The following is a 23,472-nucleotide window of genomic DNA, read 5'->3' on the forward strand; positions in this document are numbered from 1 at the left end:
GATGTTCATTTCAGCTCCATGGGGATGCGGACGAACTGGGCGGAGAAATCGTCGCTCAGCCCCTCGAAACAACCGAGCAGCCTCAGTCTGCGTTTGAACGCCTCGAGGTTCTCGGCGGCGGCCGCGCGGTGGTCGACGCTGTCGAAATCCGTCGGCGGACGGTCGATGAGGATCCCGAACCGCTCACGCAGCATCCGCAGCAGTTCCGAGATCGGCATCCTTCTGCGGCGGCTGTTCCCCTGATCGCTGGTGAAGCACGCGAGCAGGAGCGCGTAGAGGAGGTCGTCGGACGGGGCGTAACGCCATGAACTCCGCGAGGTCAAGGATCCATCGATCAGACCGTAAGGCTTCGTCACTCCGCCGGTATGCCAGAACCAGTGCATCTGATTGCGCTGAGCCGCGTCGGAGAGGCCCTCGAACAGAAGTTTGGTGAGCTGTTCGATGGGGGGTTCCTTGGTGTAGATCACCGACTTGATGTATTCGAGGTCTTCCTCGGTACCGCTGGAATCCTCTTCGGTCGCTCGCTCGATGATCTGCATCTGATGATTCGCGTAGGCGCTGACCATCGGGTCCTCTCGCCTGGCGACCATGGCGACCAGGCTGTCCGGCATGGGGAGAGCCTTGATCTCGTCGCCTTCGCGCTTCAGGTTGAACATGGATTGACGCAGCGAGCGCAGGAGCAGCCGGTCGGACAGGAAACCGCGCATGACGTCCATGTCCCGCTGGACACAGCGCCGGGCCAATGTGTCCGAAGCCGAACCACGGACCCGGGTGAAGTCGGAGTAGAGCTCCAAGGAGTTGTGGACCGGCACGTCATCACGCATGTCCTCGGACTTCTCTCCGGTCCTGATGACATGCCGCACCGCACGGGCGATGCGCAACGGCAACTGGAACAGCCGCAGGGATACCAGGGCCGCGAATCTGTCGACGAACGCGGACGGCGTCAGCCGTCCCCCGTAGGCGGCGAGATAGTCCAGAAGATCATCGCCCATGGCGCTCGTCGCCTGCGGTACGACGCTGCTGCGCTGCTTCTTTTCAGCGGGGCCCGGACCGAGCGGGGTGAAGCCCTCCAGGAAGCTGATGGACAGCAGGGCGTTGATGTCGATGTCCGCCGCACCGTCGTAGCTCGGCGCCCAGGCGCCGTCCGGACCGATGGTCACCCCATCGCCCACGGCGCGTTCGAGCTGACGTCGCAGGTTCCGTTCCGGAGCCTCGATCCCGCGGGCCTTCAACCCTTCGACCAGCAAGAAGTAGATCAAGGTGTGCGCGTGCCGGTGGCGGCGGGTTCTGGGCAGGCCACCACGGTAACTCGCGATCGTCAACGGGAGCACGTAGTCCATCTGGGTGCCGGACCTGCCGCCGCGTCCTTTGGCTCCAATGCGTACGACAGAGGATCGCAGCCACCCGTCCAGCACTTTGATCCCGTGCTCGTCGGCGAATCCCTCGAGGCGGTCGTGGTGTGCGAGGGCATGGAGATACCGGTCGTAGCCGTCGTCGTCCGTCTCCTTCGGAGCGGAGGAGAGCCGCCCCTGCTTGACGATCAGCTCCCAGAGCTTGGGCAGCAACCGGTCGAGATCGATGTCGTTGAGCTCGACCAGCGTCAGCTCGGTGAACTCGATCTTTCTCAGTTCCTTGGGGATGACCAGCGTCATGGTGCCTCCAGAACGATACGTCGGTCGGTGATCACCGCACGCCGTGCGACGCCTGCGGGGTTGACGATGCGGACCGCCGTCGCGGGGCTGCGCCGCAGCACCGCCGCGAAGGTCTCGATCTCCTGACGCACCGAATCGGCGGTGCTGTCACCGATGAGGTCGCCGTCCGCGGCCCTCATGACGAGTTCGAAAGTGTCCAGCGTCAAGGTGAGGGATGCTCCGGCGTGCACGAGCTGAAGTGCCTCCGGGCGCCACTCCACATATTCCGAGGGGCTCTCGACCTTCTGGAGAGTGAACTCGGCAGCCGGGATCTCTTTGAGCACCGCCCAGGTGACCTCTGCTCCCTGGTCCGCCAGGGCGAGGTCGCAGCCCTGGTAGCCGGGTGCTCCGAGGAGCCTGCTCAGCCCGAGGAGAAGGCGGGCCTTGGCGTTCGCTGGTGGGTCGTCCGACGATTCGAGCAGCGTCTCCTCGAACTCATGGAGATACCGGTACACGCGGACCGCCGCCCGGTCCAGCCCGTCCGGACGCCAGGTGCCGATGAACAGCCGCCGTTGTGCCCGGATGCGCGCGTCCTCGGTGAAGTTCGCCGGCTCCGCGAGGAGACCGCGTGCGGCGCGTTCGACGTCGGGCGCGGCGGTATCCGCCGGATCGAGGCCCGCCCACTCCTGAATCAGGTAGTCGGCCGATCGGGGATCGAAAGCGAGATCCTCCACCTGGGCGTTGGCGGCGAGCCGAAGATCCATGCCGTTCTCCCTCGCCTCGTGCACGTCCGCGCAGGACCTGTCCCCGGTGATCAGCCAGGACAGGGCAGACCGCACGTCCCGGAAGGTGGCGCGGCGCTGTCTGCGCAGATGTGAGGTGGCGACGAGTTCCTCCACACCGTCCACCGCGCGACCCCGTAGTTCCTCGGCGTTGTGGCGAATCGGGCAGACGGCCCGCGACAGGCAGCCGTCGCAGACGGCCCAGCGTTCGGCCGCGGTGAGACGTCCGAGGATCTCGCTGACGAGACTCGCGCCGCCTGGTCTGCGGGCAAGCGTGCGCCGTTTGAGATCGACAACGATGATGCGGTCGTCGGATGGATCGTCGCGGCGCTGCCGGCCCTCCAGCTGTCGGCGTACCGCCATCGCCTCCTCATCGAACTCGTCGTCATAGGCTTCGAGGAAGTGGAGCAGCCGCCCATCGTTCACCGCGAGCAGGGCCGTACGCTTGTCCGGCTGCTCGCCCGGTGCGGGGAGCAGCGCCTCGCGCATCAGCTCATCCGAGGATTTCCCGTCGTGGGACTCGCTGGCGTCGAAGACGGCGATGAACACATGACCGTCCAGCAGCATCCGCCATCCGGGGGCGTCTTCGCTCACGATCTCGGCTCCGAGGGCGCGCAGTGTTTCGCCCACCTTGACCAGGAACGCGGTCTTTCCGTCTCCGGGGTTGCCGGTCAGCAGGACCCACCGGGGGTCTCCTCGGACGATCGCGGGCAGCAGCTTCTCATCCAGCAGGGTGGGTACGTAGGTATCGCGGGAGAAATCGTCGTCCAGACCCCGGTTTCCACCGTTCCCGACCGTGCTGGCTCGATAGAGTCCGCGCAGGTCGTCTACCGTCGGATTGATCTCCCTTGCCCCGCCGGTCTCGCTCATCTCGCCGAGCAGGCTCAGCCGGAAGGCCAGCTCCTCGGCTGAACCGGGACGTTCGGCGGGATCGGCGCTCGCTGCGGTGAACAGCGTGTCCAGCATGGCGGCGCCGAGGGCTCCCCACGTTCGGCGCTCGTCCTCGGTGAGGGGCACCAGCCGCTCCCGGCGCGCCTCGCCGCTCACCGGATCGCCCCCGTACGGGTAGCGCCGCAGCATCGTGTAGATCATCGTGACCGCGAAACCATAAAGATCGCTGCGCGCCGTCGCACCCATCCCCGCGCTCTGCTCAGGCGCGGAGTAGGGAGGGGTGCCGACCACGGTGGTCGTCCGAGGTCGTCCGGCGACCCCGAAGTCGATGAGCTTGCCGCGGTGATCCGGTGTCACGATCACGTTCTTCGGGGTGATGTCCCGATGCAGAATGCCCCGGCTGTGCAGGTGATCGAGGGCGCTGAGGAGATCCAGCGCGATCGACCGGTACCGGTCGGCGTCGGGTGCGTGATGCGCTGAGAAGTAGCGCAGGTCGACTCCGGGGAAGTATTCCAAGACGAGGTAGCGGGGTGCTTCCCGAGAGATGTCATAGACCCGGGCGCAGTTGTCGTGCCGGATCACATCTGCGGCTTGGAACTCCCGCAGGGCGTGTTCGGCGAGGTCATCGTTGTGGAAGCGTTTGATGACCCGCTCGGCCAAGGCCATCCGGTCCCAGACCCGCCAGGTCTGGGCGAAGCCGCCCTGGCCGAGGAGCTGCCGCAGCTCGTACCGGTCATCGACGATGCCGCCGACCTGGAACGTCTCGATCCCGGGCACGGGTGTCGGCGGGTCTCCGGCCGTGTGTGTCTCGCTGATCCGCTCGGCCGCCTCCTCGGCGCTGGGCCTTCGGCCGGGGTCATCATCCAGGCAGCTCGCCAGGACGTCACCGATCATCGGTTCTGCGGTGATGGCCTTCCGGACAGCGCGCACATCGGGTTCTGCGGGCAGATCGCCGAGCACCCAGCAGCTGAGCGCGAGAGCCAACGAGTAGACATCTGAGCAGGGCCCGGCCATCGCCAGATTCACCCGGCATTCAGGAGCGCGGTACGGCGTGCCGGGATCGGCATCGGCATTCATCTCCGGGGTGATGGTCCGTTCCCCGGATGCTCGCGCCAGATAGAAATCGCTGAATTTCACACGCAGCCCTCGCCCGAGGTAGATACGGCGCGGATACAACCCGCGGTGCACCAGCCCGGCCTCATGGACTTCGCCCAACGCGCGAAAGGCATCGGCCACCACATCGGCGGCGACCTGCCTGGGCAGCCGGTTCCCCGTGCGTTCCGGGTCGGCGATCCGCAGGGACGTCATGAGGTTCTTGCCCTTGGCCGGAACGACGGGGACGACCGTCCACTGACGGACCTCGTCTGCGAAGGCCGGATGGATCTGCCAGGTCCGGTCGCGCTCCTCCAGCCGGTCGAGGGCGAGACGTTCCCGTTCGACGACTCCGCTCGGCGGAAGGTCCGGGCCCCATCCGTGCATCGGGTAGCAGCGCAGGATGACGGTGCGGGCACCGTCCTTGGCGTGGAAGCAGCGAGCGGTCTCGATGGGCTCGATCTCCTGCACGATCCGGTAGGGGCCGATCCGTTCAGGGAGGGATCCCCGAGCGGGCAGGCCGGTCAGGAAGCGGAGGACCGCTTCTCGTACCCCTCCCAGATCGGCGCCGTACTCCGCGTCCCGGAGCCGCAACCATGTCGACACGTCGGAGAGCCGCTTCACCGCGTCGCCGTCGATGAAGTCGGAGGTCGGCGCCAGTTCGACACCCTCGTAGGAGAGAACGATGCCCGCGACCACGATCCGACGTCCGCCGATGGCGGTTCGGTAACCGGGAACGTGTCCGCGCAGCTGCCCGGCCAGCACCCGCGCCAGATGATTGACGCGGTCCAAGGGGTTCCTGCGCTCCTCGCCGCGCACCCGCCAGACCTGGTCTCCGAGCTCGATCCGAGGTCCCCAGTGCTTCTCCTCCAGGAGGAAGATCGCTCTTTCTCCCACGACGACCAGATCAAGGTCGCTGCGGTCGGGCCCGCTCAGCTTGCGTCCGGCCAGCACGCACCAGTGCTGCGGAAGGTCCCGGGCGAGGGTCTCCGCAGTCTCGCGCTCGCCGGGTCCCTGGTATTCGCCCAGTACGAACAGTTCGGCCATGGTCATCCCTCGTAGTCGTTGGGCCAGATGGACCGGTGGACGCTCGGACTCTTACCGAGCGCCTCAACATGTCCACTCGCTCGGGTGTAGGTCACCAGGAGTTGATCGCGAGCCCTTGTCGCGCCGACGAAGCCGACACGGCCTTGGGGAGCGCGGGCGGGATCCTCGATAGGGCAGAGCCTCAAGGCCGAAGAGGATGACGACGTCGAATTCCAAGCCCTTGGCCGCGTGCACCGTCATGATGCGCACGCTCGATCGCCGCACGTCCGCGGTGGGGTTCGCGGCCTCGGGTTTTCCCTCTATCTGGTGGGGTATCCCGGCGGCTGAGAGCGCGGTCAGCAGTCGCTTGAGCGTTCCCCGCCGCTGGGTGACGAGGATCGCGATGTCGCCTGGCTGGCGCTCGTCGCTCTCGATCATGTGGCGGATGTGCCAGGCGGCGGCTTCGGCCTGGTCACTCCACGACTGGGCCCAGATCAGTTCTACCGGTTGTCCCTCGAGCCCTTCGGATGACGCGTTCGTTGGCTGAAGAGCTGAGGCCGCCTCGAGAATCTGCCTGGTGCTCCGATAGGGGTGCCCCAAAGCCAGATAGTCGACATTTCGCCCCACAAGGGCGGTGGTTGGTGATATTTCTCGATAGATCGCCTGTCCGTCGTCGCCTGCGAGGGTGGTGCCGCCGCGTTCTTTTCGAACGGTGGCGAGCAGGAACCGGATCCAGCCGTTGTGGAAATCCTGGAACTCGTCGACGAGGAGTGCGTCGACCTCGGGCGTGATTCCTTTGGACTGTGCGGCGGCGAAGTCGGCGTCGGCGCGATAAGCGGTGTCGAAGGCGAAACGGTGACCCGACTGGTGGGCATATTTGGCGAATGTCTGCACCCGGATGTTCGGATGCTCGGCCACGAGAGCCTGCAGATGGGGCACGAGTGCGTTGTTGTAGCAGAGCATGGCAATGCGCCAGTCGGGATGGAGCGTCGCCAAATGGCGGGCCCTGCTGGCAAGGACGAGGGTTTTGCCGCTGCCCGGAGAGCCGGTCAGCACCAGGACTTCGTTGCTGGGAAGAGTCGCCGCGGCTGCCTGCCGGGCATCGAGTTCGATCCGCAGGGATGCTCGCTCGGCTCGGCCCGGGTCGTTCGTACCCTGGTGATAGCGCAGATCGAAGGAGAGCGCAGGCGAGAGCTCCGCGCGCAGGGCGCCCAGCACCTTGGGGCTGATCGGACGGGATTCGAGCCGGGTCCGCCACACGCCGGAGTAGACGTCCGCGAGCCCCAAGGTTCGGGGTGCGGTTTCGGGTGCCGCGGGGAGGAGCGAGTCGGGACACCCCTCGAAGACGACCAGCCGATGGGGGCGGAGGCTCGCCACGATCGGGTATTGCTCCCTGAGATCGGTGACCTTCCGGTTGAGCCGGGCAAAGGGAGCCCGTGATGTCGGGTCGGACTCCTCGCTCTCAATATCGAGAACGACCAGCCCGCAGACGCGGTCCGCCAGGATGAGGTCTGGTCGGTCGCCGCGGCTGGCGCACAGCGCGAGCCCATCCGCCAGGAAACCCCGAGCCAATCTACTTAGGAGCGATTCGCCTGCCGACCCCACTTAACCTCCTCGAAATTACCAACCTGACCATTACACGAACGGTCGAAGTTCCGTCGGGAGATCCTTGATCTGTTATCGAAATGGGCTGTGCACTTCGCTCGCTAGGGGAGGCGGCCTCGGCGCAGGTGAGGAAGGCTGATTCGGCCGGGGTGGTGGAGATGGCCCAGTCGTAGGAGGTGCGGGAGCCGGTGGGGCGGCCGAGGCGGTGAAGGAGGAGAGGTGGGGTTCGGGGCCGGAGAGCTCAGCCAGGGCTATGGCGCGGTTGAGGGTGACGATGGGGACGGGTCGAGGGTCTGGAGGTGGTCGTAGAGTGCGAGTATCTGGGACCAGTCGGTGGAGGGCATGTCGGGGCCGAGGTGTGGACGGCGTTGATCGCGGCGAGGAGCTGGTAGCGCCCGGGAGGGAAGCCGGTGGCCCCACGACCGCGCGAGCAGCTCGCACGTGCGCCGCCCGAACAGGAACCCGTCGGTCTGCTCGTAGGTCCGGGTGATCAGGTCGCACCACTGGATGGCCGGCGGAACGGCTGGGTGGCGACGGGGGGACTGGGCTGACTTCTCCGCTCAGCCAAGCAATCGCCTGTTTGGTTGTGGTAATTGTGGCGTAGTGGCTCTGACCAGTACATTCAAGGCATCGGCACTTCCAACCGGTCGATTCCGAGCGGATCGAGATCCAGACGCGTTCTGAGGTGCCCGCTTCACCCCGGGCGCTGGACGCATCCACTTCCTGCCGGATCCGTCCGGCGGGAACATCAAATCGCCTACGTCGGCCTGAAGCTCGGGATCTGAGGAAGCGAGACCCGGGCTGTGCAGGTGCGTCAGGTGTGGTCGGTGGGGCGGGTCGGCGCGGCAGGAACGGGCTGGGGGTTCCGGCTTCGACGCGGCCATCGAACAGTCGCCAACCACCTGGCCGAGGCGCTGAAGGCCTACGCCGCCAAGCTCGACGGATCCGCCGCGAGCTCAAGGCGGCGCTGCTCGCCGAACTCCGCGCGAACCGGCCCGCGCAGGACGACCCGCTCGGCCCGGTCGAACGCGCCCTGTTGGGTGCGTCCACATGGGCGAACGGGCGAGGGTCGGGATTCTCGGACATCGCACCCCACGGTATCCAGCCGTCGCACCGTATGGGTCAGGACCGGGCATCCGGCGCACCGTGGATCTCGGCGGACCTGTTCATCACCGCCCGGGCCGGCCATCAGGGAGGCCGCCCGTGTCCGCCCCTCGCTGGGGACAGGGACGGCCTCCAAGATCGCTTCCGCGGGCTCGAGCGTAGGGGAGAAAACAGCCGGTGGCCAGGGTTTTGACTATTTTTGACACCTTGTCCTCGGATTCTTTGACCATGGGGCGGACCGGGTGATGGTCTTCCGATGGCACAAGCAGCACGTCCGAGAGGGGTCGCAAGATGGGGTTGACGTTCGTCGGCAAGGATCCGGGATCACCGTTGGAGAAGTGTCCAGCGATCTTCGTGGCGCCGGACACAGGGGATTTCTTCTTCCAGGGCAGGATCGTGAACGATCCCGCGATTCTGGCGGAGATCGAAGGGCACAGCCCGCGAGGCGCCGACGAGATGGTGGTGTGGCTGCCCGCGCGGATGGCGGGGATGCTCGCGGAAGCGGCCTTGGGAAGCCGACGTCGGAGCCGCATCGGCGCCGACGAGGTGTCGCTGTTCGACCTGCTGAGAGGGGCCCGGCGGTCGGTCTACCGGCTCCAGTCGCGGGACTCCTACGACACGTCGTCGGCCGCTTTCCAGGAGTGGGTCGCGGGCGGGAGCGGCGTCCATGACCGCGCCGAGTGGGTGTCGCTGGTCGGCGGGCTCACAGAGCGCGGCGTGGACTTCCGCCGGCTGCGCGTCGTGTCGGAGCCGGTCTCCGACTATGTCAGGTGGGAGCACTCGCTGATGGAGGAGAACATCGCGGCGGGGGAGTCGGTGGCCTGGCTTCCGCGTCGGCAGAGCTTCGATCTGCTGCTGCCGACCGCGGACCTCTGGCTGATCGACGGCCGTGTGGTGGCGTTCGATTTTCATCGGGGTGACGGCTCGGAGCTGAGCGACGAACTGTTCGTGAGCGACAACGAGGTCGTGGCCCGCTGCCGTCGGGTGTTCGATCGGGCCTGGCGGAGGGCGGTTCCGCACGCCGACTACGACCCTCGATGACCTAGGGAGTCGAGAGCCGCCTGGATGAGTTCCCGGGTCGGGTTTCCGGGGGTGGCGAGGCGGGACAGCCGGTTCCAGGCGTTGACGTACAGCGCTATCTCGTCCGGGCTGGTCACCGACAGCAGGCCCGACACCAGCTCCACGTTGACGTGGCTCTCATCAGAGATCGTGAAGGGCTCCTCGGGCCAGACGCCGAGCCCCCGCGTGCTCAGGCGCTCCTGAGCGCGCGGGATGACGCCGATCCAGACGGAGGGATGCCGGGTCATGTCGAGCAGATGCCGCAACTGCTCGACATGGGTCTCGACAGGGACCGTTCGGTGCCACAGGACGTCCTCCTCCAGCAGGAACATCCACCGGGCGTCGGGCCGATGCAGGGCGGCCCGCCGATCCATCCGTTCGGCCACGGCCTCGGCGATGTCATCGGTCCCGGCGCCCTGCTCGGCCCGCACGGCTCTGATGACGCAAGCGGCGTACTCCTCGCTCTGCAGAAGGCCGGGGACGAGCCTCGTCTGGTAGACGCGCATCAGTTCGACCCGCTCGAAGAGATCGCGCACCGACTTCTGTGCGGGGGCGAGACCTCGCTGGTTCAGCTGCTGGTAGGTGGTCCATACCTTGGCGACGTTCGCCTGATCGGCCAGCAGGTCCCCGGTCTCCTGCTCCGAGGCCCCGCAGAGAGAGCACCACAGCCGAACGTGCTTGGACGTGATGGTCCGTCTCCCCTTCTCGTAGATGGAGACCAGGGAGGTGTCCGCCCACTTCGCTCGTCGGGCGAACTCCGCCGGGCTGAGACCGGCGTCCTCACGCAGCCTTCGCAGACGGGCGCCGAGCTGTTCCCTGGCGGCCCGGGCCGACGACGATCGTGAATCTGCCATACCGCCATTATGGAAGGTCGTCCGCTACGAGGTCGGCTCTGCCGTCTCCGTGGGCTTGGGGACGGGTGTCGATCGGGATCGGTCACCGAAAGTGTCAGTGGGGGTTCGTACGGTTGGGGGATGGAGAAGAACGCGGGTCGTCCGGTGGGGCGGCGGAAGGTTCGGGAGTTGCTGGGGCTTTCGGAGCGGGAGGTGGGCCTCGCGCTGGAGTGCGGGCTGCTGCGTAGGGAAGGGCGGTCGTTCTGCGCAGAGAAGGTCGCTGAGGCGTTAGAGGATCTTGAGGGGTTCCGGCGGCGGTTGGCGGCGGAGACGCGGCTGAACGCCACGGAGGCCGGGGCGTTGCTGGGTGTCAGCGCGGCGCGGTTCAGGACCCTGGCGCGGAACGCCGGGACGGAGGTCGTGGCGGCTGCGGAGATCCGTAAGTACGGGAAGGTTCTCACGGTTCGCTACTGGCGGGCGGGCGACGTCGAGGGGCTCAGGGCGGAGGCGGCGGCAGGGGCCGAGCGGCTGGCCGAACGACGGCGGCGGGCGGCGGAGCGGGTGCGGGAGGTGGCCGCGCGGGCTCGCGTCCGGGTTCCGGCTCGCGACGATCCGCCGGAACGGGTCGTGCTGCGGCTCGGGCCGACGAACTCGGGTAAGACCCATGAGGCGATCGGGCTGCTCGCCGAGAACGGCAGAGGCGTCTACTGCGCGCCGCTCCGGGCGCTGGCCTGGGAGGTTCATGATCGTCTGGCGGCGCGGGTCGGGGCCGAGCGGGTCGGTCTGCTGACGGGGGAGGAGGAGCGCAACCGGGGTGCGCCGATCCTCTGCTGCACCGCCGAGGCGGCCCCGCCCACCGCGGACTTCGCGGTCGTCGACGAGGCGCACTGGCTGGCCGATCCGGAACGCGGACATGTCTGGACCAGGCTTCTCGCTTCGGGCGGCTATCGGGTTCTGCACGTCACGGCCGCAGCCGAGGCCGGGCCGCTGCTGCGGGAGCTCCTCGCCGACGCGGTGCGGGTGGAGACCGTGATCCATGAGCGTTTCTCGCTCCTGGGGGAACGCGGTCCCTGGACGGCGCGGACCGTTCCGGCGGGCTCAGCGGTCGTCGCGTTCGGCCGCAAGACGGTGCTGGCCCTCCACAGGGAACTCCTTGACGCGGGACGGAGAGCGGTCGTCCTCTACGGCGCGATGCCACCGGACGTCCGCAGGTCTCAGCTCGACCGTTTCCGTGACGGCGAGGCGGACGTCATCGTCGCCACGGACGCGATCGGCCACGGCGTCAATCTTCCGCTGCGGGCTGTGGCCTTCGCCGAGACGGTCAAGTACGACGGCGTTCGCCGTAGGCCGCTCCGGCTCTGGGAGGCCGCCCAGATCGCGGGGCGTGCCGGCCGCGGGAATACGGACGGCACCGGCGAAACCGGCGTCTACTCCAGTCGTGTCCCCGGGCTCTCGGCCGATCGGGGCCTGGTCGCGCGCGCAGTGGCGGCGGCCAACGGCTCCGTCGCCACGGACCTGGCCGTTCGCCGTGCCCGTCTCGCCCCTGTCTGGGCCGATCTGGGGAATCCGACCTGCGCCGAGCTCCCTTACGCGCTCGACGGATGGGCGGCCGCCGCGGCGGAGCTACCCGGCTTACTGGAGCCGATCGAGGTCGCGCGTCTGAAGGCGCGCTGGGAGGTGGTCCGTGCGGCGGTCGGAGCAGGCCCGGGTATCACCACCCGGTGGTCTGGTTCGTCCCACGATCTCTGGCGGCTTCTCCTGCTGCCCGTCGATGCCGACGCACCGGCCTTCGCGCCGACGGCGCGGGCCGTCCTCGCCGGCGCAGACCTCGCTCTTCCGCGCCGGACATCCCGCGACCTCGCCACGGCCGAGTCAGACGCTCGATATGTCCGTGATCTGAGCGTGGCCCTCAGAACCTTCGGGCCGATCGGCGGCCTCACCCGGCCGGACGTCGCGGCCGCCGAGGAACGGATCGTTCGGACGGTCGTCCGGCTTCTGGTCGGCCATCGGTCCCGCCATGGGCTTTGCGAACGATGCGGCCGTCCCTGTCCTCCGTGGTTCCCCCAGTGCGACTCCTGTCACCACGACTACTCGGAGGTGTTCCGATGAGAGATGAAGAAGTGAAGCGGGTGCTTGAGCGGCTCGCTTCTGCTGAGAACCTGCGACCGGTCGAGTTCGGGGAAGGGCGCCGGTTCGACCTCTGCGACCTGGCGTCGACGATCGAAGGCGCCTACGGGGAGGTCCTTGATCCCGCGCTGCTCACCCCGAAGGCGGTGCGTTCCTGGGAGGCCAGGCTCGGCAGGAAGGCCGCCGTCTGGACGGGCCGGTTCAGCCGCCGGTTCTGGCTGACTGGGCCTACCGGCGACGTCGGCACGATCGAGGTCTACCGCTACCCGCACGGCTTCGGCTCCGTTCACGTGTCCTCGCTGTACGTGCTGCCACGGGAACGTCATCGCGGCCATGCGCGGGGCGCGCTGAACACCGTGTACGAGCAGGCCGTGGCCGCGGGTCTCGACGGCATCTGCCTCGACACCGACTGGGTCTGGCAGCGCGCCGTCACCTACTACCTGGACCTCGGCATGTGGGCGACGGCCTGGAAACACGGCCTGACCTTCGCCCGTGCCGGCCGTCTGCCGCCTTACCGGGTGATCGACGCGGAAGGGGCCCTCACCTTCGAGATCCCCGACGGCCCCCTGCTCGTCGCCCGACGCCAAGGCGACAGCCTGTCCCTGACGGAGACTCCGCTCCACCGCCGCCTCCAGGCCGCCCGCCCGCGCAGCGCACTCCCCATCTACGCCCTCACCACCTTCTCCGTCCACCTCGCCGTCCGCGGCCACCCCCTCATCCGCTCACCCGAACACTGGGCCGAAGCCCGGGCCCACTGCGACCTGGGCGCCCCCGAAGGGCTGGCCTACAAGATCCGCGTCTTCGAACGCATAGCCGCCGACGACGGCTGGTCCGTCCGAACCCCGACCATCCCCGGCCTCCCCACCACACCTCCCAGCTGAACCCACCGACGGAAACCAGGAGAAAGCCCATGAAGAAGGCCACCGACCTGATCGAGGACGCCAAGCAGTTCGCGCTGAACCACTACCAGCGGGAGATCGAAGAGGCGGTCGTCGAGTGCGCCCGGGTACGGGGCGGCCCGGTCGCACCCGGCCTGGTGAACGATCCGTTCCTTCGGGGCATGGTGCTCGGCGAGTTCACCTTCTCGGAGGAACTGCCCACCGGAAGCCGGGTCCTCGACCTGTTCGCCCGCACGCTGACCGGCGAAGACCGGGAACTCGTCCTCGGCTGGCGCGACTCCGTGAGCGGCACGTTCGAGGTCGTCACGATCCGCCCCGACCGAATGATCGTCCGTAGTGTCTTCGACGATCTCGACTACCCCGTCCTCCTGCCGCCGGATCTCCCTCTGCCGCCGCGGCTACGCCCCGGATGGCTCCTCACAGGACTGGTCGTCGCGGTTCCGGACGGCTGGCTGTTCACCTACAACCCGATGATGACCCTGCCGGCGGACCGCCAGCCCCTCATCGACGCCGCGGCCGTCAAGGCGATCAAGAGTCCCGAGCTCATGTTCCGCAATCCCGAGAAGCTGGCCGCCGCCCGAGCCGCGGTGAACGCCCACCGTGAGGCGTTTCTCGAGCATTTCGGGGACGAACTGGTCATCATCGCCGGCAGCGAACTGCTCTCCCGTCTGACCGAGTACCGCAGGAGCGAACAGCAGCAGATCCGGGCCGGCCGGCTCCAGCAACTGGTCGTCCGGCTGTCCGTCCCACCCGACCTGGACCAGATGCGCAGCGCCGCCCTCCACTTCGCCGAGGGCGAGGGCATGTACGTCTACCGCGACTACGGCCTCCTGGAGGACGCCTTCACCTACCCGGAGCTCGTCGCCCGCCGAGCCCACCGCGACACCCTCACCCACTACCTGCGCACCGACTGGCTCTCCCCGATCCCGCTCCGCCGGCTGGCCGACCGCGACCCCGACAGGGCCACCCAGGTCCTCCGTACCCTCCTGAACCGCCCGTCCTTCTCCTGGCCCCGCGACGGCGAAACCCTCCTCCGTCACCACAAACCCACCTTCTACGACTCCTCCCGCCCACCCCGGATGCTCCTCCTCACCGGCACCCTGGCCCAAGCCGACTCCACCTCCGAAGCGTTCCACACCGCCCTATCCACCTTCAGAAACGGCTGAATAACCTCAACTATTCATCCGAAACAATTGCTTATGGTGCATCAGCGCGATCGGTGGCCTAAGTGATCGACGATGACGGTTTCATTACTTGTGGGGAATCTCGCCGCTATGCCCTGAATGGTGATATTTCATCGCGGGGGAGGGGACGGATGCTGGAGAAGCGGAACCATCAGGGGAAGTTCGCTGAGGATTATGTGCGGGCGCTCGCATCGGCGGCCGGGCTGCTGGTCTTCAAGGACGACCTCGACCATGACGGAGTGGACCTCGGGTTCAAGTACCCGGGCCGGAGCGGCTTGATCGCCTCACCCGCGATCGAGGTTCAGGTGAAGTCATGGTCGACACCCGTGATCAAAGGGAGCGAACTCGTCTACCGGGGGCTGAACGAGCTTCAGTACAACAAGCTCGTCCACGGGCCGTTCCTGGTTCCCCGCTACCTGTTCGTGGTGGTCGTGCCGCCGGATGCCGAACGCTATGTCCGGGTCGAGACCGACGGCCTCGTGCTCAGCAGGCTCTGCTACTACCGGGGGTTCGACGGGGAGGCCCCGATCCTCGAACCCGATGCGGGCCGCCATCCCCCGCTGAGGCTTTCCCTGGGAGACGTCCTCACCGTGAAGGCGCTGCGCGAGCTGGTCGGGGCGCCGGAAGCATGACGGGGGAGCTGTCCGCCGCCGATGTCAGCGGCTACCTCGAAAGCTCGGGCTGGGTACGGCAGCCGGAGCGGTGGAGGGGCGCGTCCGTCTGGATCCTCGGGGACGACCACGAGGTCGTCGTGCCGGACGGCGACCGGTTCGCGGATGGAGCGCGGCGCCTCCAGGAGATCGTCGGGGTTCTGGCGCGGCTCGAACGGCGCCCGCGCGAGCTGGTCGCGGCCGACATCGCGACGCCGATGGCCGACCTGCAGTGGTACCGGACCCCAGCGATCGCGCTGAACGGGCAAATCGGCCTCGGCGACACGGTCACCGCGCTGTCCGGCGCGCGGGACGTGCTGTCGGCGGCGGCGCGGGTGGCGCATTCCGGTCCGAGCGCGGTGTTCGACGGCGCGGCCCCCGCGCCGGTCCGCGAGCTGCTCCAGGGAGCGTGCGTCGGGCCGGTCATCGCGTCCGAGGGCACGATGCTGGTGCGGGTCCCCGTCCAGAACGCGGACGGTTCCGACCTGGGGCGCCGAGCTCTGCTGCTGCTCCAGCGGACGCTCCCGCTGCTCAGTGACGCGGCCGGCAGCGCCCTGCGGAGCAAGGACTACCGGATCTTCGACGAGACGGTCGCCGAGGGGGTTTCGGCGGAGCTGTGCGGCGCGCTCGCGCAGCTCGGCGGCTCCGGGAGCGGCACCGGCTTTGAGATCGGCTTCCGCTGGGCGCGCGCGGCGCCCCCGGATGTCCCCGCGACCGTGGTCGAGTTCGAAGCCGGCGCCGGGCAGGTGCTCCGCACCGTCAAACACCGGCTGCGCAGGCTCCGGCAGCGCAGGGCTTCGATCAGCGGATTCATCCGCGCCCTCTCCGACGACCGGAGCGGAAACCGGTTCCGGGTGAAGGTGCAGGGCCGGATCGCCGTCGACGGGACGGCGACCCACCGGTCGGTCTGGGTGCGGCTCCCGGACGAGGCGACCTACGACGAAGCCATCTCGGCGCACCGGGCCGGCGGTGCGGTCCTGGTGGAAGGCACACTCCGCGAGGTGAACGGCAGCCACGAACTCGTGGCGGACCTCTTCGAACCGATGAATGAGGAGACCTGACAGATGGACAAGAACACGTTCGGGACCAGGGAGCGGTCGCTCCTGCTGGCGCTGATGGCGTTGGGCGGCACGGCGTCCAATCCCGAACTCCGCGCCCTGATCGGCGACGCGATCGACGGGGCTCCGCGGCGTCGCTTCAACGAGCTCCACCTGGTGCGGAGCGAGAAGGAGGGCAGGGCGTTCCGGCACGAGCTGACCGACGAGGGCTGGGCGTGGTGCGCCGCAGAGCTGTCCGGGATCGCGCCGGACCGCGGTGGCTCACTCGGCAAGGCGCTCTACGTCGTCCTCGAACTGCTCCGGGACTACCTCGACGCGGCCGACCTCAGTCTCGGCGATCTGGTCCTGACCGCCAGGGGGCCCCGCGAGGAGGCCGACCTGCCCGCCCTGATCCGGGACGCCTACTGGCAGGTCGCGGCCAAGCCCCGGGAGTGGGTGCTGCTGACCAGGCTGCGGCCCCTGCTCACGGCCGTCCCCCGAACCGAGATCGATGACGCGCTCCGCGTGATGGAGCAGCTCCCGGACGTCCACCTGGTGCCCGAGGCGGACCAGAAGACCCTGCTGGACGAAGATCGGGAAGCGGCCGTGAGCGTGGGCGGAGTGAAGAAGCACCTGCTGGCGATCGAGGCGCGGTGAACGGGGCGCAGGAGAGGGCGCTGCGTGAGGTGTCCAGGATCCTCGACTGGGCCGCGACGGCGGAACACGCCTGGAACCCGCCGCCGTTCCATGTGGCCGGCCTTCAACCCCACGCCGAACGGCTGATCACCGACGGTGTGGAGGAGGCCGTCGCCGCGTCGGGCACCAGTCCCCTCGGGGTCGTGATCGAAGGCGAGGGAGGCGCGGGCAAGACGCATCTGCTCGGCTGGGTCAAGGGAAGGATGGCCGAGGCGGGCGGCTACTTCTTCCTGGTGGACTTCAGCTCGGGCGGGGAGTTCTGGCGGCTGGTGGCGAACGCCATGGTCGAGGACCTCGGGAGGAGCGCTTCCGACGGTCCCGTGCAGGCGGTCGTCGCGTTGCGGCGGCTCGCGTCCTTCGCCGGGGTCGGCGACCGGTTCGCCGAATACCGTCCGTGCACCCGCGCGGACCTTGACGCGCTGGTCGCGGGCGTGCTCGCCCGTGACAAGCGGCTCCTGCGATGCCGGGACACCCTCCGGGCCCTGGCGCTGTACGCGGTCGGCTCCGGCGACGCCCTCGAAGTCGGTCACGACCATCTCACCTCGGTGGAGGAGACGCAGGAGGGCGACCGGGCCGCGTGGGGGCTGGGCCGAGGGCTCAGGAACCACCGCGAGATCGTCTCGGAGCTGTCGACCTTGCTGGCGTTGACGGGGCCGACCGCGATCGCGGTCGACCAGATCGACGCGCTCCTGGAGTTCTCGCGCAGATCGCGCACGGCGACGGTCCCGGAGGTCGAGGGGCGTCCCGACGCGATCGAGGAGATCGCGGGCGGCCTCATGGCGCTCCGCCACCTCACCCAGCGGACCCTTTGCCTGGTGGCCTGCCTGCCGTCTTCCTGGAGACTGATCGAGGAGCACGCGGTCGGCACGGCTCAGGACCGGTTCCGCACCTCGCTCGTGCTCTCGACCCTGGCGGACCCCCGGGCCGCCCGGACGATGATCGAGAAGCGGTTCGCCGCGGCGTTCGCCAAAGCCGAGTTCGTCCCGCCCGAGCCCGTCTGGCCGATCGCTCCCGGCGCGTTCACGACGGCTGTCGGGCTGACTCCGCGCACCCTGCTCCGCAGGATCGGCGACCACATCGAACGCTGCCGGAACGCCGGCGATGTGCGGCTCCTGGAGCAGTTCGCGCAGCCCGTCGCGGAGAAGGCCGTCACCGTCCACAAGAAGGAACCGGATCTCGCACGGCTGGACGCCCGGTTCCGGGAGCTCAAAGCGGCCGCGGACATCGACGCCGCCTACGATCCCGTCCGCGAGGACGTCGTGGTGCCGCCCCTGCTCTTCGCCGGCCTGGATGCCTGGATCACCGAGCAGGGGCAGGAGGACGGCAGGGCCTTCCGGATCGACCCGCTGCCGTCGGGCCGCAAGCCCGCGCTCCACGCCAGGCTCCGGCAGACCCTCGATCCGGTGACCGAGGAGGAGCGGCACTGGACGTTCCGGATGATCGGCGACGTCCACCACAGGGCCTATCTGGCCAGGATCCAGGCCGGGATGAAGGCTTCCGGGCTGGGCGCCGACGTCCCCGACCGGTCCTTCGTCATCCTGCGCAATCACGGCTGGCTGGACGGCGAGGTGACGCGGGCCCGGCTCGCGGAGCTGAAGGAGTGCGGAGGGACCGCCGTCCCCGTTCCTCGCGACGATCTGCGGGTGTTCTCCGCGCTGCGGATCCTGGCGGAGGAGGCCGACGGCGATCTCGAAGCATGGCTGCGTTCCCGGCGGCCGGCCAGCGGCACGGAGCTGCTGGGCGCGCTGCTCGCGGACGTCGCGATCGCGCCGGCGGCCGAGCGTGAGCGCACTCCTGAAGCGGTCCCGGAGGTTTCCGGTTCCCAGCCGCGTCTGGTGGTCGGGCAGCGGATGGACGACCGGACGGAGGTGGCGCTCGACCTGTCGGTGCTGGCGCGGCACGTCGCGGTCTTCGCCGGGTCGGGTTCCGGGAAGACCGTCCTGCTCCGCCGGATCATCGAGGAGTGCGCTCTGCAGGGCGTCTCCTCGATCGTCCTCGACCCGAACAACGACCTGGCCCGTCTCGGCGATCCGTGGCCGGAACCGCCCGCGACCTGGCGCCCGGGCGACGCCGACCGCGCCGACCGCTACTTCGCCGACACCGAGGTCGTGGTCTGGACTCCCGGACGTTCGCGGGGACGTCCGCTGACCTTCCAGCCCCTGCCCGACTTCGCCGCGCTTCTGGACGACCCCGACGAACTGGAGTCGGCTCTGAGCCTCGCGGTCGAAACCCTCGCGCCACGCGCGCGGCTCGACGGCGCCAGCGCCAAGGCCAGCAAGGGCAGGGCGGTCCTCCGCCAAGCCCTGGAGCATTTCGCCCGCTCCGGCAGGACCGGTTTCCCCGCTCTCCTGGAGATGCTGTCGGCGCTGCCGTTCGCGGCGAGCGGCCTCGACAAGGCCGACGAGATCGCGGCGGAGATCGGCCAGCTCCTCAGGGCGGCGACGATCAACGATCCGCTCTTCGCCGGCCAGGGTGAGCCCATGGATCCCGCTCTTCTCCTCACCCCGTCGCCGGGTAAGCGGGCGCGGGTCTCCGTCATCAGCCTCGTGGGGCTGACCCATGAGGCGCGTCCGGGTTTCGTCAGCCAGCTTCAGACGGCGCTGTTCACGTGGATCAAACGGAATCCGGTGCGGGACAAGCCGCTCAGCGGGCTGTTCGTCATGGACGAGGCGCAGGACTTCGCCCCCTCGGGCCGCCGGACCCCGGCCCTGGCCAGCACCCAGACCCTCATCTCCCAGGCCCGCAAGTACGGCCTCGCCCTGATCTTCGCCACCCAGGCCCCCAAGGGCGTCGACAACAAGGTCTCCGGAAACGCCACCACGGTCTTCATCGGCCGTATCAACAACCCGACCCAGCTGGCCGTCGTCAAGGACATGGCCCGCGCCCGCGGCGGCAACGCCGACCGGGCAGGCCGCCTCAACGCCGGCGAGTTCTACGCCACCTCAGCCGACCTCCCCTCCCCCCTCCTCCAAACCCCCCACTGCCTCACCCACCACCCCCCATCCCCCCTCACCGAAGAAGAAATCCTCCACCGAGCCCACCCCTGACCTCGACGCCCTAACAATCGACGAGCCCAATCAGGCAGGGGCACATGCACCATGCCTATCGCAGTAGGAAGCGGACGGCCGTGTGTCCGTCCGCTCCTAAGCTGGCTGGGCCGAGCGATTAACTTAAGGCTGCTCGCCCCTCCGTCTGGCGGGCGGGTCGGCTACGTGGGTTGAGGCGAACCCGCAGCGGCCGCATCTGATCCGCCGCGATCGGGCGAGTGCTCCAACTGGAGTTCTCGGTTGCGCTGCTCCTCCTTCAGCGCCTCGATCCGCTCCGCGAAGAGCTGCAACGGATCAATGCCGGGCGCTGCGTAGTCGTGAATGAGCAGGTCTAGGTGGTTGTACTGCTTTTCGATCTCGTTTGCGGTCTGCTGCTGGCTGAAGCTCAGTTCGCGCCAGCGGAACAGGTTGCTGAATCCAGCTGCTCCGGCGACGGAGATACTGATCCCGACGATCACCCAGTTGGTGGGATTCGCCGGAGCCGTCGCGCCGGTCAGTGCGGTGACGAGGATGGAGCCGAGCATCACGACCGCCTGCATGAGGCGGTGTAGCTGCCGGTTGCGGCCAGCCTTTTCGCGCTCTCGTTCAACATCGTCCCAGGCCTCGGTGCGATACCTCGCTCTTACGGCGTCTACGCCTTTGCTCGGTGCCGTGCCCGGCGAGCGCCGCAGTGTCTGTAGTCGTCGCAGTTCTCGTTCCGCATCGAAACGTGTGCTCTGCAGCCCAGCGATGAGGAGCCCTGTAAGCAGCAGTGACACCGAGGCTATTCCGAAGCACCAGTACTGCGCTTCGCGGGGGAAACTCTTGATCTCTCGGACGACCACCCAGGCGAATCCGATCGTCAGAGTGAGGCTGACGAGCAGCCAAAGGCCGAGAAGGCGCTGGTAGAACAGCCTCTGCCGCAGGTTCTCTTGGGTGATCGCGATACTGGTCTCGATGCCGGTCATGTCTATCGCCTTATTCGTGCTCAAGAGGGGGCTCCTTTGCTGCTGCGGTGACCTTCAAGAGGAGAAGGTGCACAAGTGCCGCCGATGTGGCGGTCCAAACAGAGATTAGAGAGAGACACTGACAGAATGCCGTCACCTGGGGATCGGTCGGTGGACCGTTCACGGTGTAAGGCATGGGTGATGGAGATCAGAGAGTCGGCAATCAATTCATGCAAGCGGTCGAGCATGATCGTGAGGATGGCCTCCTTCGGATGAAGGCACCTGCCCACCAAGCCTGATGCGATATAGCGACCTCGTCATGGCACTGGCCGGCGACGTCGGGGAGTTGACGGCCGTGTTGTGCCTGCCGTCGGGAGACCCGGGTGGACGGGGGTGGGTGGGGTGTGATCAGCTTTTGGGGTGGGGTCTCGGGATTTCTTCACTTACGGGTTGGCTGCGCCGTTCGAGAGGCGTGAGGTGTTCGTCAACCGGGAGAGTGAGGCGGAGCGGCTGGCGGGGTGGGTCGCGGCGCACGAGGTGCGGCGGTGGGCGCCCGAGCAGCTGATGGACTTCCGGCGGCCGGCCGAGAATCTGACGTCGCTGTACGGACCAGGCGGGATCGGGAAGTCGACTCTGGCCCGGCACTGGACGGCGTCCGTGCTCGACGGCAGGGGCGCGCAGGGCGGGTGCGCGTTCGTGGACTTCGCGCACCCGGCCAGCGCCGGGTTCGAGGCGGTGCTGTTGCGGTTGCGGGCCGCGTTGGCGCCGTTGGCGGGGTCCTGGCCGATGTTCGACGTCGCGTTGGCCGTGTACTGGGCGCGCAAGCACCCAGGGGAGTCGCTGGTCACGTTCGTGGGGCGGAGCTCGCCGGAGGTCGCCCGGCAGATCGGGCAGATCGTCGATCAGGTGCTCGGCGGGTTCGGGGCGATCTCGTTCGTGGTCAACGCGCTCAACAAGGCGCGGCGGACGGTCGTCGGGAACACCCGGTTGGAACGGATGCGCAGGGAGTTCCCCGCACTCCAGGTGCTGCTCGACGAGCAGGATCCGGACGAGATGCTCGCCAACATGCCGATTCTGCTCGCCGCCGACCTGGAGCGGGCGCGGGCGCGCGGTCCGGTGCTCGCGCTGTGCGTGCTGGACTCTCTGGAGCAGGTACAGGCGATGCCGGCGGAACGCGACGGAATGGAGGACCTGGTCGCACGGCTCGTCTATCTGATGCCGAACGTCCTGTTCCTGGCCTCGGGGCGTCGGCGGCTGGCCTGGCACGAACCGACCCGGTCCGCGGGCTTGCGGTACGGCGGGGCGGCGCTCTGGCCGGGTCTGGCGCACCCGATCGAGGTCAAGGCTCTCCGCGACGACGCGTCCAGGGAGTTCCTGGCGACACGGCTGACCGTCGGCGGCCGGTCGGTCGTCGACGCCCGCGCGCGAGAGCGGATCGTGCGCGGTGCGGCTGGATCCCCGCTCTACCTGGAGCTGTCGACAGGGCTCTACCAGGGGTTTCTGGCGCGCGGTGAGAGCCCGCCGGCCGAGGCGTTCGGGCTGCCGTTCCCCGAGCTGGTCCTGCGGGTGATGCGGGACATGACGACCGCGGAGCGTGCTCTGCTGCGCGCGGCCGCCCTGCTGGAGGCGTTCGACGCCGACCTGCTCGCGGCCGTCCTGCCGGAGGTCGGCGCACGGCGGATCGCGGCGTTCCTGGACCGCCCCGAGATCGGGCACGACCCGTCGGTCTGGCCGCCCTTCCGGCTCCCCGACACCCTCCGGAGCGGGGTGGCCGACGCCGACGAGCGCACCGACGACGGCTGGACCGAGGCCGAGCGGCGCGCCCACGCCGAACGGGCGATCGCCCGGCTGGCCGAGCTCGCGCTGGCCGTCTGGGAGGACGGACGGCCACACCTCAGCCGCCGGTGCGCGTCGGCGACACTGCTCGCGCTGCACGCCGCCCACGAGCACGGGCTGCTGCCGCGAGAGCTCGGTGACATGCTGTACACGCTGGGGATGCTCGGCCACCGTCAGATCGTCGGCGGGCTGCAGGACTTCCCGGACTCGCCGGAACTGCTGAGGCTTGTCACGTTCGCCCGCCTCAACGCTCGCGGCGGGCTGGGCTCCCGGGACTGCTATCTCGCTCTCCGGCGGGTCGCGGGCGACTTCGCCGGCAGCCCCTACGCCAACTATTTCCACGCCGAGCTGGCCAGCCGCGCCCACATCGCGGGGCTGCTCGACGTCGCGGACCGGCACAACGACGCCATCGTCGACGACGGCGGCTACGTCAGCGCCTGCCTGCCGTTCGCCCGCGCCGACGGGGCGTTGCGCCGCAGCGACTACCGGGAGGTGGTCCGGCTGATGGGCGATGACGCCCCGACGGCCATCGACCGCATCCGGCGTTTCGACATGCTCGGTCATGCCGCCCTGCACAACGCCCGGTTCGCGGAGGCCGCCGGCTTGTTCCGCGACGCGCTCGACCTGGCACGCAGAGTGCACGCACCGCTCTGGGAGGCGCGCGCGCTCCGCCACCGGGTGCTGGCGCTGATGTGGTCCGACCCGGAGGCCGCCCGCCCACTGATCCCGCGGGCTCGTGAGCTGAGCGCCGCGGTCTTCGAGGAGATCGGAGTCGCCCAGTGCGATCTCGCCGAGCTCGTCGTCCGGGCGGCGGCAGGGGACGGTCGGGGCGCGCTGGAGGGTATCGCCGCGGTTCGCGACCGGTACGCGGAGCTCGGCGCCACCCTCGAACTCCTTCCGGTGGAAGCCGTCGAGGTGCTCTTCGAAGCCGCGTTCGGTGATCCGGGCCGTGCTTCCGGCCGGGCCTCCGAGCTGCGGGGCACGACCCTCCCGGTGTGGGCCGCGGTGGCCGGGCAGTGGGCCGGCGCGGACGAGCCGGCCCCGGCG

At 68.7% G+C, this 23,472-nt stretch carries 14 protein-coding genes; 9 read left to right on the forward strand and 5 right to left on the reverse strand.

Annotation, left to right across the window (positions count from 1 at the left end):
• Positions 1 to 5: 5 nt before the first annotated feature.
• From mads7 to ACYVE7_RS01865, 3 genes are all read right to left on the reverse strand, one after another.
• Positions 6 to 1,652, reverse strand: coding sequence for a methylation-associated defense system protein MAD7 (gene mads7, locus ACYVE7_RS01855; protein WP_460362593.1), 1,647 nt, complete (start codon positions 1,650 to 1,652; stop codon positions 6 to 8).
• Positions 1,649 to 5,443: a protein kinase domain-containing protein gene (locus ACYVE7_RS01860; RefSeq protein ID WP_460362595.1), complete on the reverse strand. Its 3,795-nt coding sequence runs from the start codon at positions 5,441 to 5,443 to the stop codon at positions 1,649 to 1,651. The genes mads7 and ACYVE7_RS01860 overlap by 4 nt, the downstream gene beginning before the upstream one ends.
• Positions 5,444 to 5,506: 63 nt before the next feature.
• Positions 5,507 to 7,027, reverse strand: a complete 1,521-nt coding sequence (locus tag ACYVE7_RS01865; RefSeq protein WP_460362597.1) for a 3'-5' exonuclease — start codon at positions 7,025 to 7,027, stop codon at positions 5,507 to 5,509.
• A 1,395-nt stretch (positions 7,028 to 8,422) separates the two neighbouring features.
• On the opposite strand from ACYVE7_RS01865, the gene ACYVE7_RS01870 reads away from it, so the two are divergent.
• Positions 8,423 to 9,172 carry a DUF6879 family protein gene (locus ACYVE7_RS01870; RefSeq protein WP_460362599.1) on the forward strand — a complete coding sequence of 250 codons (750 nt, stop codon included), beginning with the start codon at positions 8,423 to 8,425 and terminating at the stop codon, positions 9,170 to 9,172.
• On the opposite strand, the gene ACYVE7_RS01875 is transcribed toward ACYVE7_RS01870, so the two are convergent.
• The gene (locus ACYVE7_RS01875; protein ID WP_460362601.1) at positions 9,157 to 10,044 is read right to left on the reverse strand and encodes a helix-turn-helix domain-containing protein; all 888 of its coding nucleotides are present in this window, start codon (positions 10,042 to 10,044) and stop codon (positions 9,157 to 9,159) included. The genes ACYVE7_RS01870 and ACYVE7_RS01875 overlap by 16 nt on opposite strands.
• Before the next feature lie 120 nt (positions 10,045 to 10,164).
• Between ACYVE7_RS01875 and ACYVE7_RS01880 the strand changes: the two genes are divergently transcribed.
• From ACYVE7_RS01880 to ACYVE7_RS01910, 7 genes are all read left to right on the forward strand, one after another.
• Positions 10,165 to 12,132 carry a helicase-related protein gene (locus ACYVE7_RS01880; protein WP_460362603.1) on the forward strand — a complete coding sequence of 656 codons (1,968 nt, stop codon included), beginning with the start codon at positions 10,165 to 10,167 and terminating at the stop codon, positions 12,130 to 12,132.
• Positions 12,129 to 13,031 (forward strand): GNAT family N-acetyltransferase, encoded by a 903-nt coding sequence (locus tag ACYVE7_RS01885; RefSeq protein ID WP_460362605.1) that lies wholly within the window; start codon positions 12,129 to 12,131, stop codon positions 13,029 to 13,031. Before ACYVE7_RS01880 ends, ACYVE7_RS01885 begins: the two co-directional genes overlap by 4 nt.
• 29 nt (positions 13,032 to 13,060) lie before the next feature.
• Positions 13,061 to 14,215, forward strand: a complete 1,155-nt coding sequence (locus tag ACYVE7_RS01890) for a hypothetical protein (RefSeq protein WP_460362607.1) — start codon at positions 13,061 to 13,063, stop codon at positions 14,213 to 14,215.
• 149 nt (positions 14,216 to 14,364) lie between these two features.
• Positions 14,365 to 14,865 carry a DUF4365 domain-containing protein gene (locus tag ACYVE7_RS01895; protein ID WP_460362609.1) on the forward strand — a complete coding sequence of 167 codons (501 nt, stop codon included), beginning with the start codon at positions 14,365 to 14,367 and terminating at the stop codon, positions 14,863 to 14,865.
• Complete coding sequence (locus ACYVE7_RS01900) at positions 14,862 to 15,944, forward strand: hypothetical protein (protein WP_460362611.1); 1,083 nt, start codon at positions 14,862 to 14,864, stop codon at positions 15,942 to 15,944. Before ACYVE7_RS01895 ends, ACYVE7_RS01900 begins: the two co-directional genes overlap by 4 nt.
• A gap of 3 nt (positions 15,945 to 15,947) precedes the next feature.
• Positions 15,948 to 16,577 carry a hypothetical protein gene (locus ACYVE7_RS01905; protein ID WP_460362613.1) on the forward strand — a complete coding sequence of 210 codons (630 nt, stop codon included), beginning with the start codon at positions 15,948 to 15,950 and terminating at the stop codon, positions 16,575 to 16,577.
• Entirely contained in the window at positions 16,574 to 19,663 is a 3,090-nt protein-coding gene (locus ACYVE7_RS01910) for an ATP-binding protein (protein WP_460362615.1), read from the forward strand. Before ACYVE7_RS01905 ends, ACYVE7_RS01910 begins: the two co-directional genes overlap by 4 nt.
• 161 nt (positions 19,664 to 19,824) lie before the next feature.
• Here the strand turns inward: ACYVE7_RS01910 and ACYVE7_RS01915 are convergent, their stop codons facing one another.
• Positions 19,825 to 20,610: an SLATT domain-containing protein gene (locus ACYVE7_RS01915; RefSeq protein ID WP_460362616.1), complete on the reverse strand. Its 786-nt coding sequence runs from the start codon at positions 20,608 to 20,610 to the stop codon at positions 19,825 to 19,827.
• Between the two features lie 429 nt (positions 20,611 to 21,039).
• On the opposite strand from ACYVE7_RS01915, the gene ACYVE7_RS01920 reads away from it, so the two are divergent.
• Positions 21,040 to 23,472, forward strand: a 2,433-nt coding sequence (locus ACYVE7_RS01920; protein WP_460362618.1) for a hypothetical protein, incomplete at its 3' end; no start/stop codon positions are given.

Source organism: Actinocorallia lasiicapitis (assembly GCF_054778695.1).

Bases quoted from the DNA above. Each gene is read 5' to 3' on its own strand.
- mads7 (WP_460362593.1), bottom strand. From the start codon at position 1,652: ATGACGCTGGTCATCCCCAAGGAACTGAGAAAGATCGAGTTCACCGAG.
- ACYVE7_RS01860 (WP_460362595.1), bottom strand. From the start codon at position 5,443: ATGGCCGAACTGTTCGTACTGGGCGAATACCAGGGACCCGGCGAGCGC.
- ACYVE7_RS01870 (WP_460362599.1), top strand. From the start codon at position 8,423: ATGGGGTTGACGTTCGTCGGCAAGGATCCGGGATCACCGTTGGAGAAG.
- ACYVE7_RS01875 (WP_460362601.1), bottom strand. From the start codon at position 10,044: ATGGCAGATTCACGATCGTCGTCGGCCCGGGCCGCCAGGGAACAGCTC.
- ACYVE7_RS01880 (WP_460362603.1), top strand. From the start codon at position 10,165: ATGGAGAAGAACGCGGGTCGTCCGGTGGGGCGGCGGAAGGTTCGGGAG.
- ACYVE7_RS01885 (WP_460362605.1), top strand. From the start codon at position 12,129: ATGAGAGATGAAGAAGTGAAGCGGGTGCTTGAGCGGCTCGCTTCTGCT.
- ACYVE7_RS01890 (WP_460362607.1), top strand. From the start codon at position 13,061: ATGAAGAAGGCCACCGACCTGATCGAGGACGCCAAGCAGTTCGCGCTG.
- ACYVE7_RS01895 (WP_460362609.1), top strand. From the start codon at position 14,365: ATGCTGGAGAAGCGGAACCATCAGGGGAAGTTCGCTGAGGATTATGTG.
- ACYVE7_RS01900 (WP_460362611.1), top strand. From the start codon at position 14,862: ATGACGGGGGAGCTGTCCGCCGCCGATGTCAGCGGCTACCTCGAAAGC.
- ACYVE7_RS01905 (WP_460362613.1), top strand. From the start codon at position 15,948: ATGGACAAGAACACGTTCGGGACCAGGGAGCGGTCGCTCCTGCTGGCG.
- ACYVE7_RS01915 (WP_460362616.1), bottom strand. From the start codon at position 20,610: ATGACCGGCATCGAGACCAGTATCGCGATCACCCAAGAGAACCTGCGG.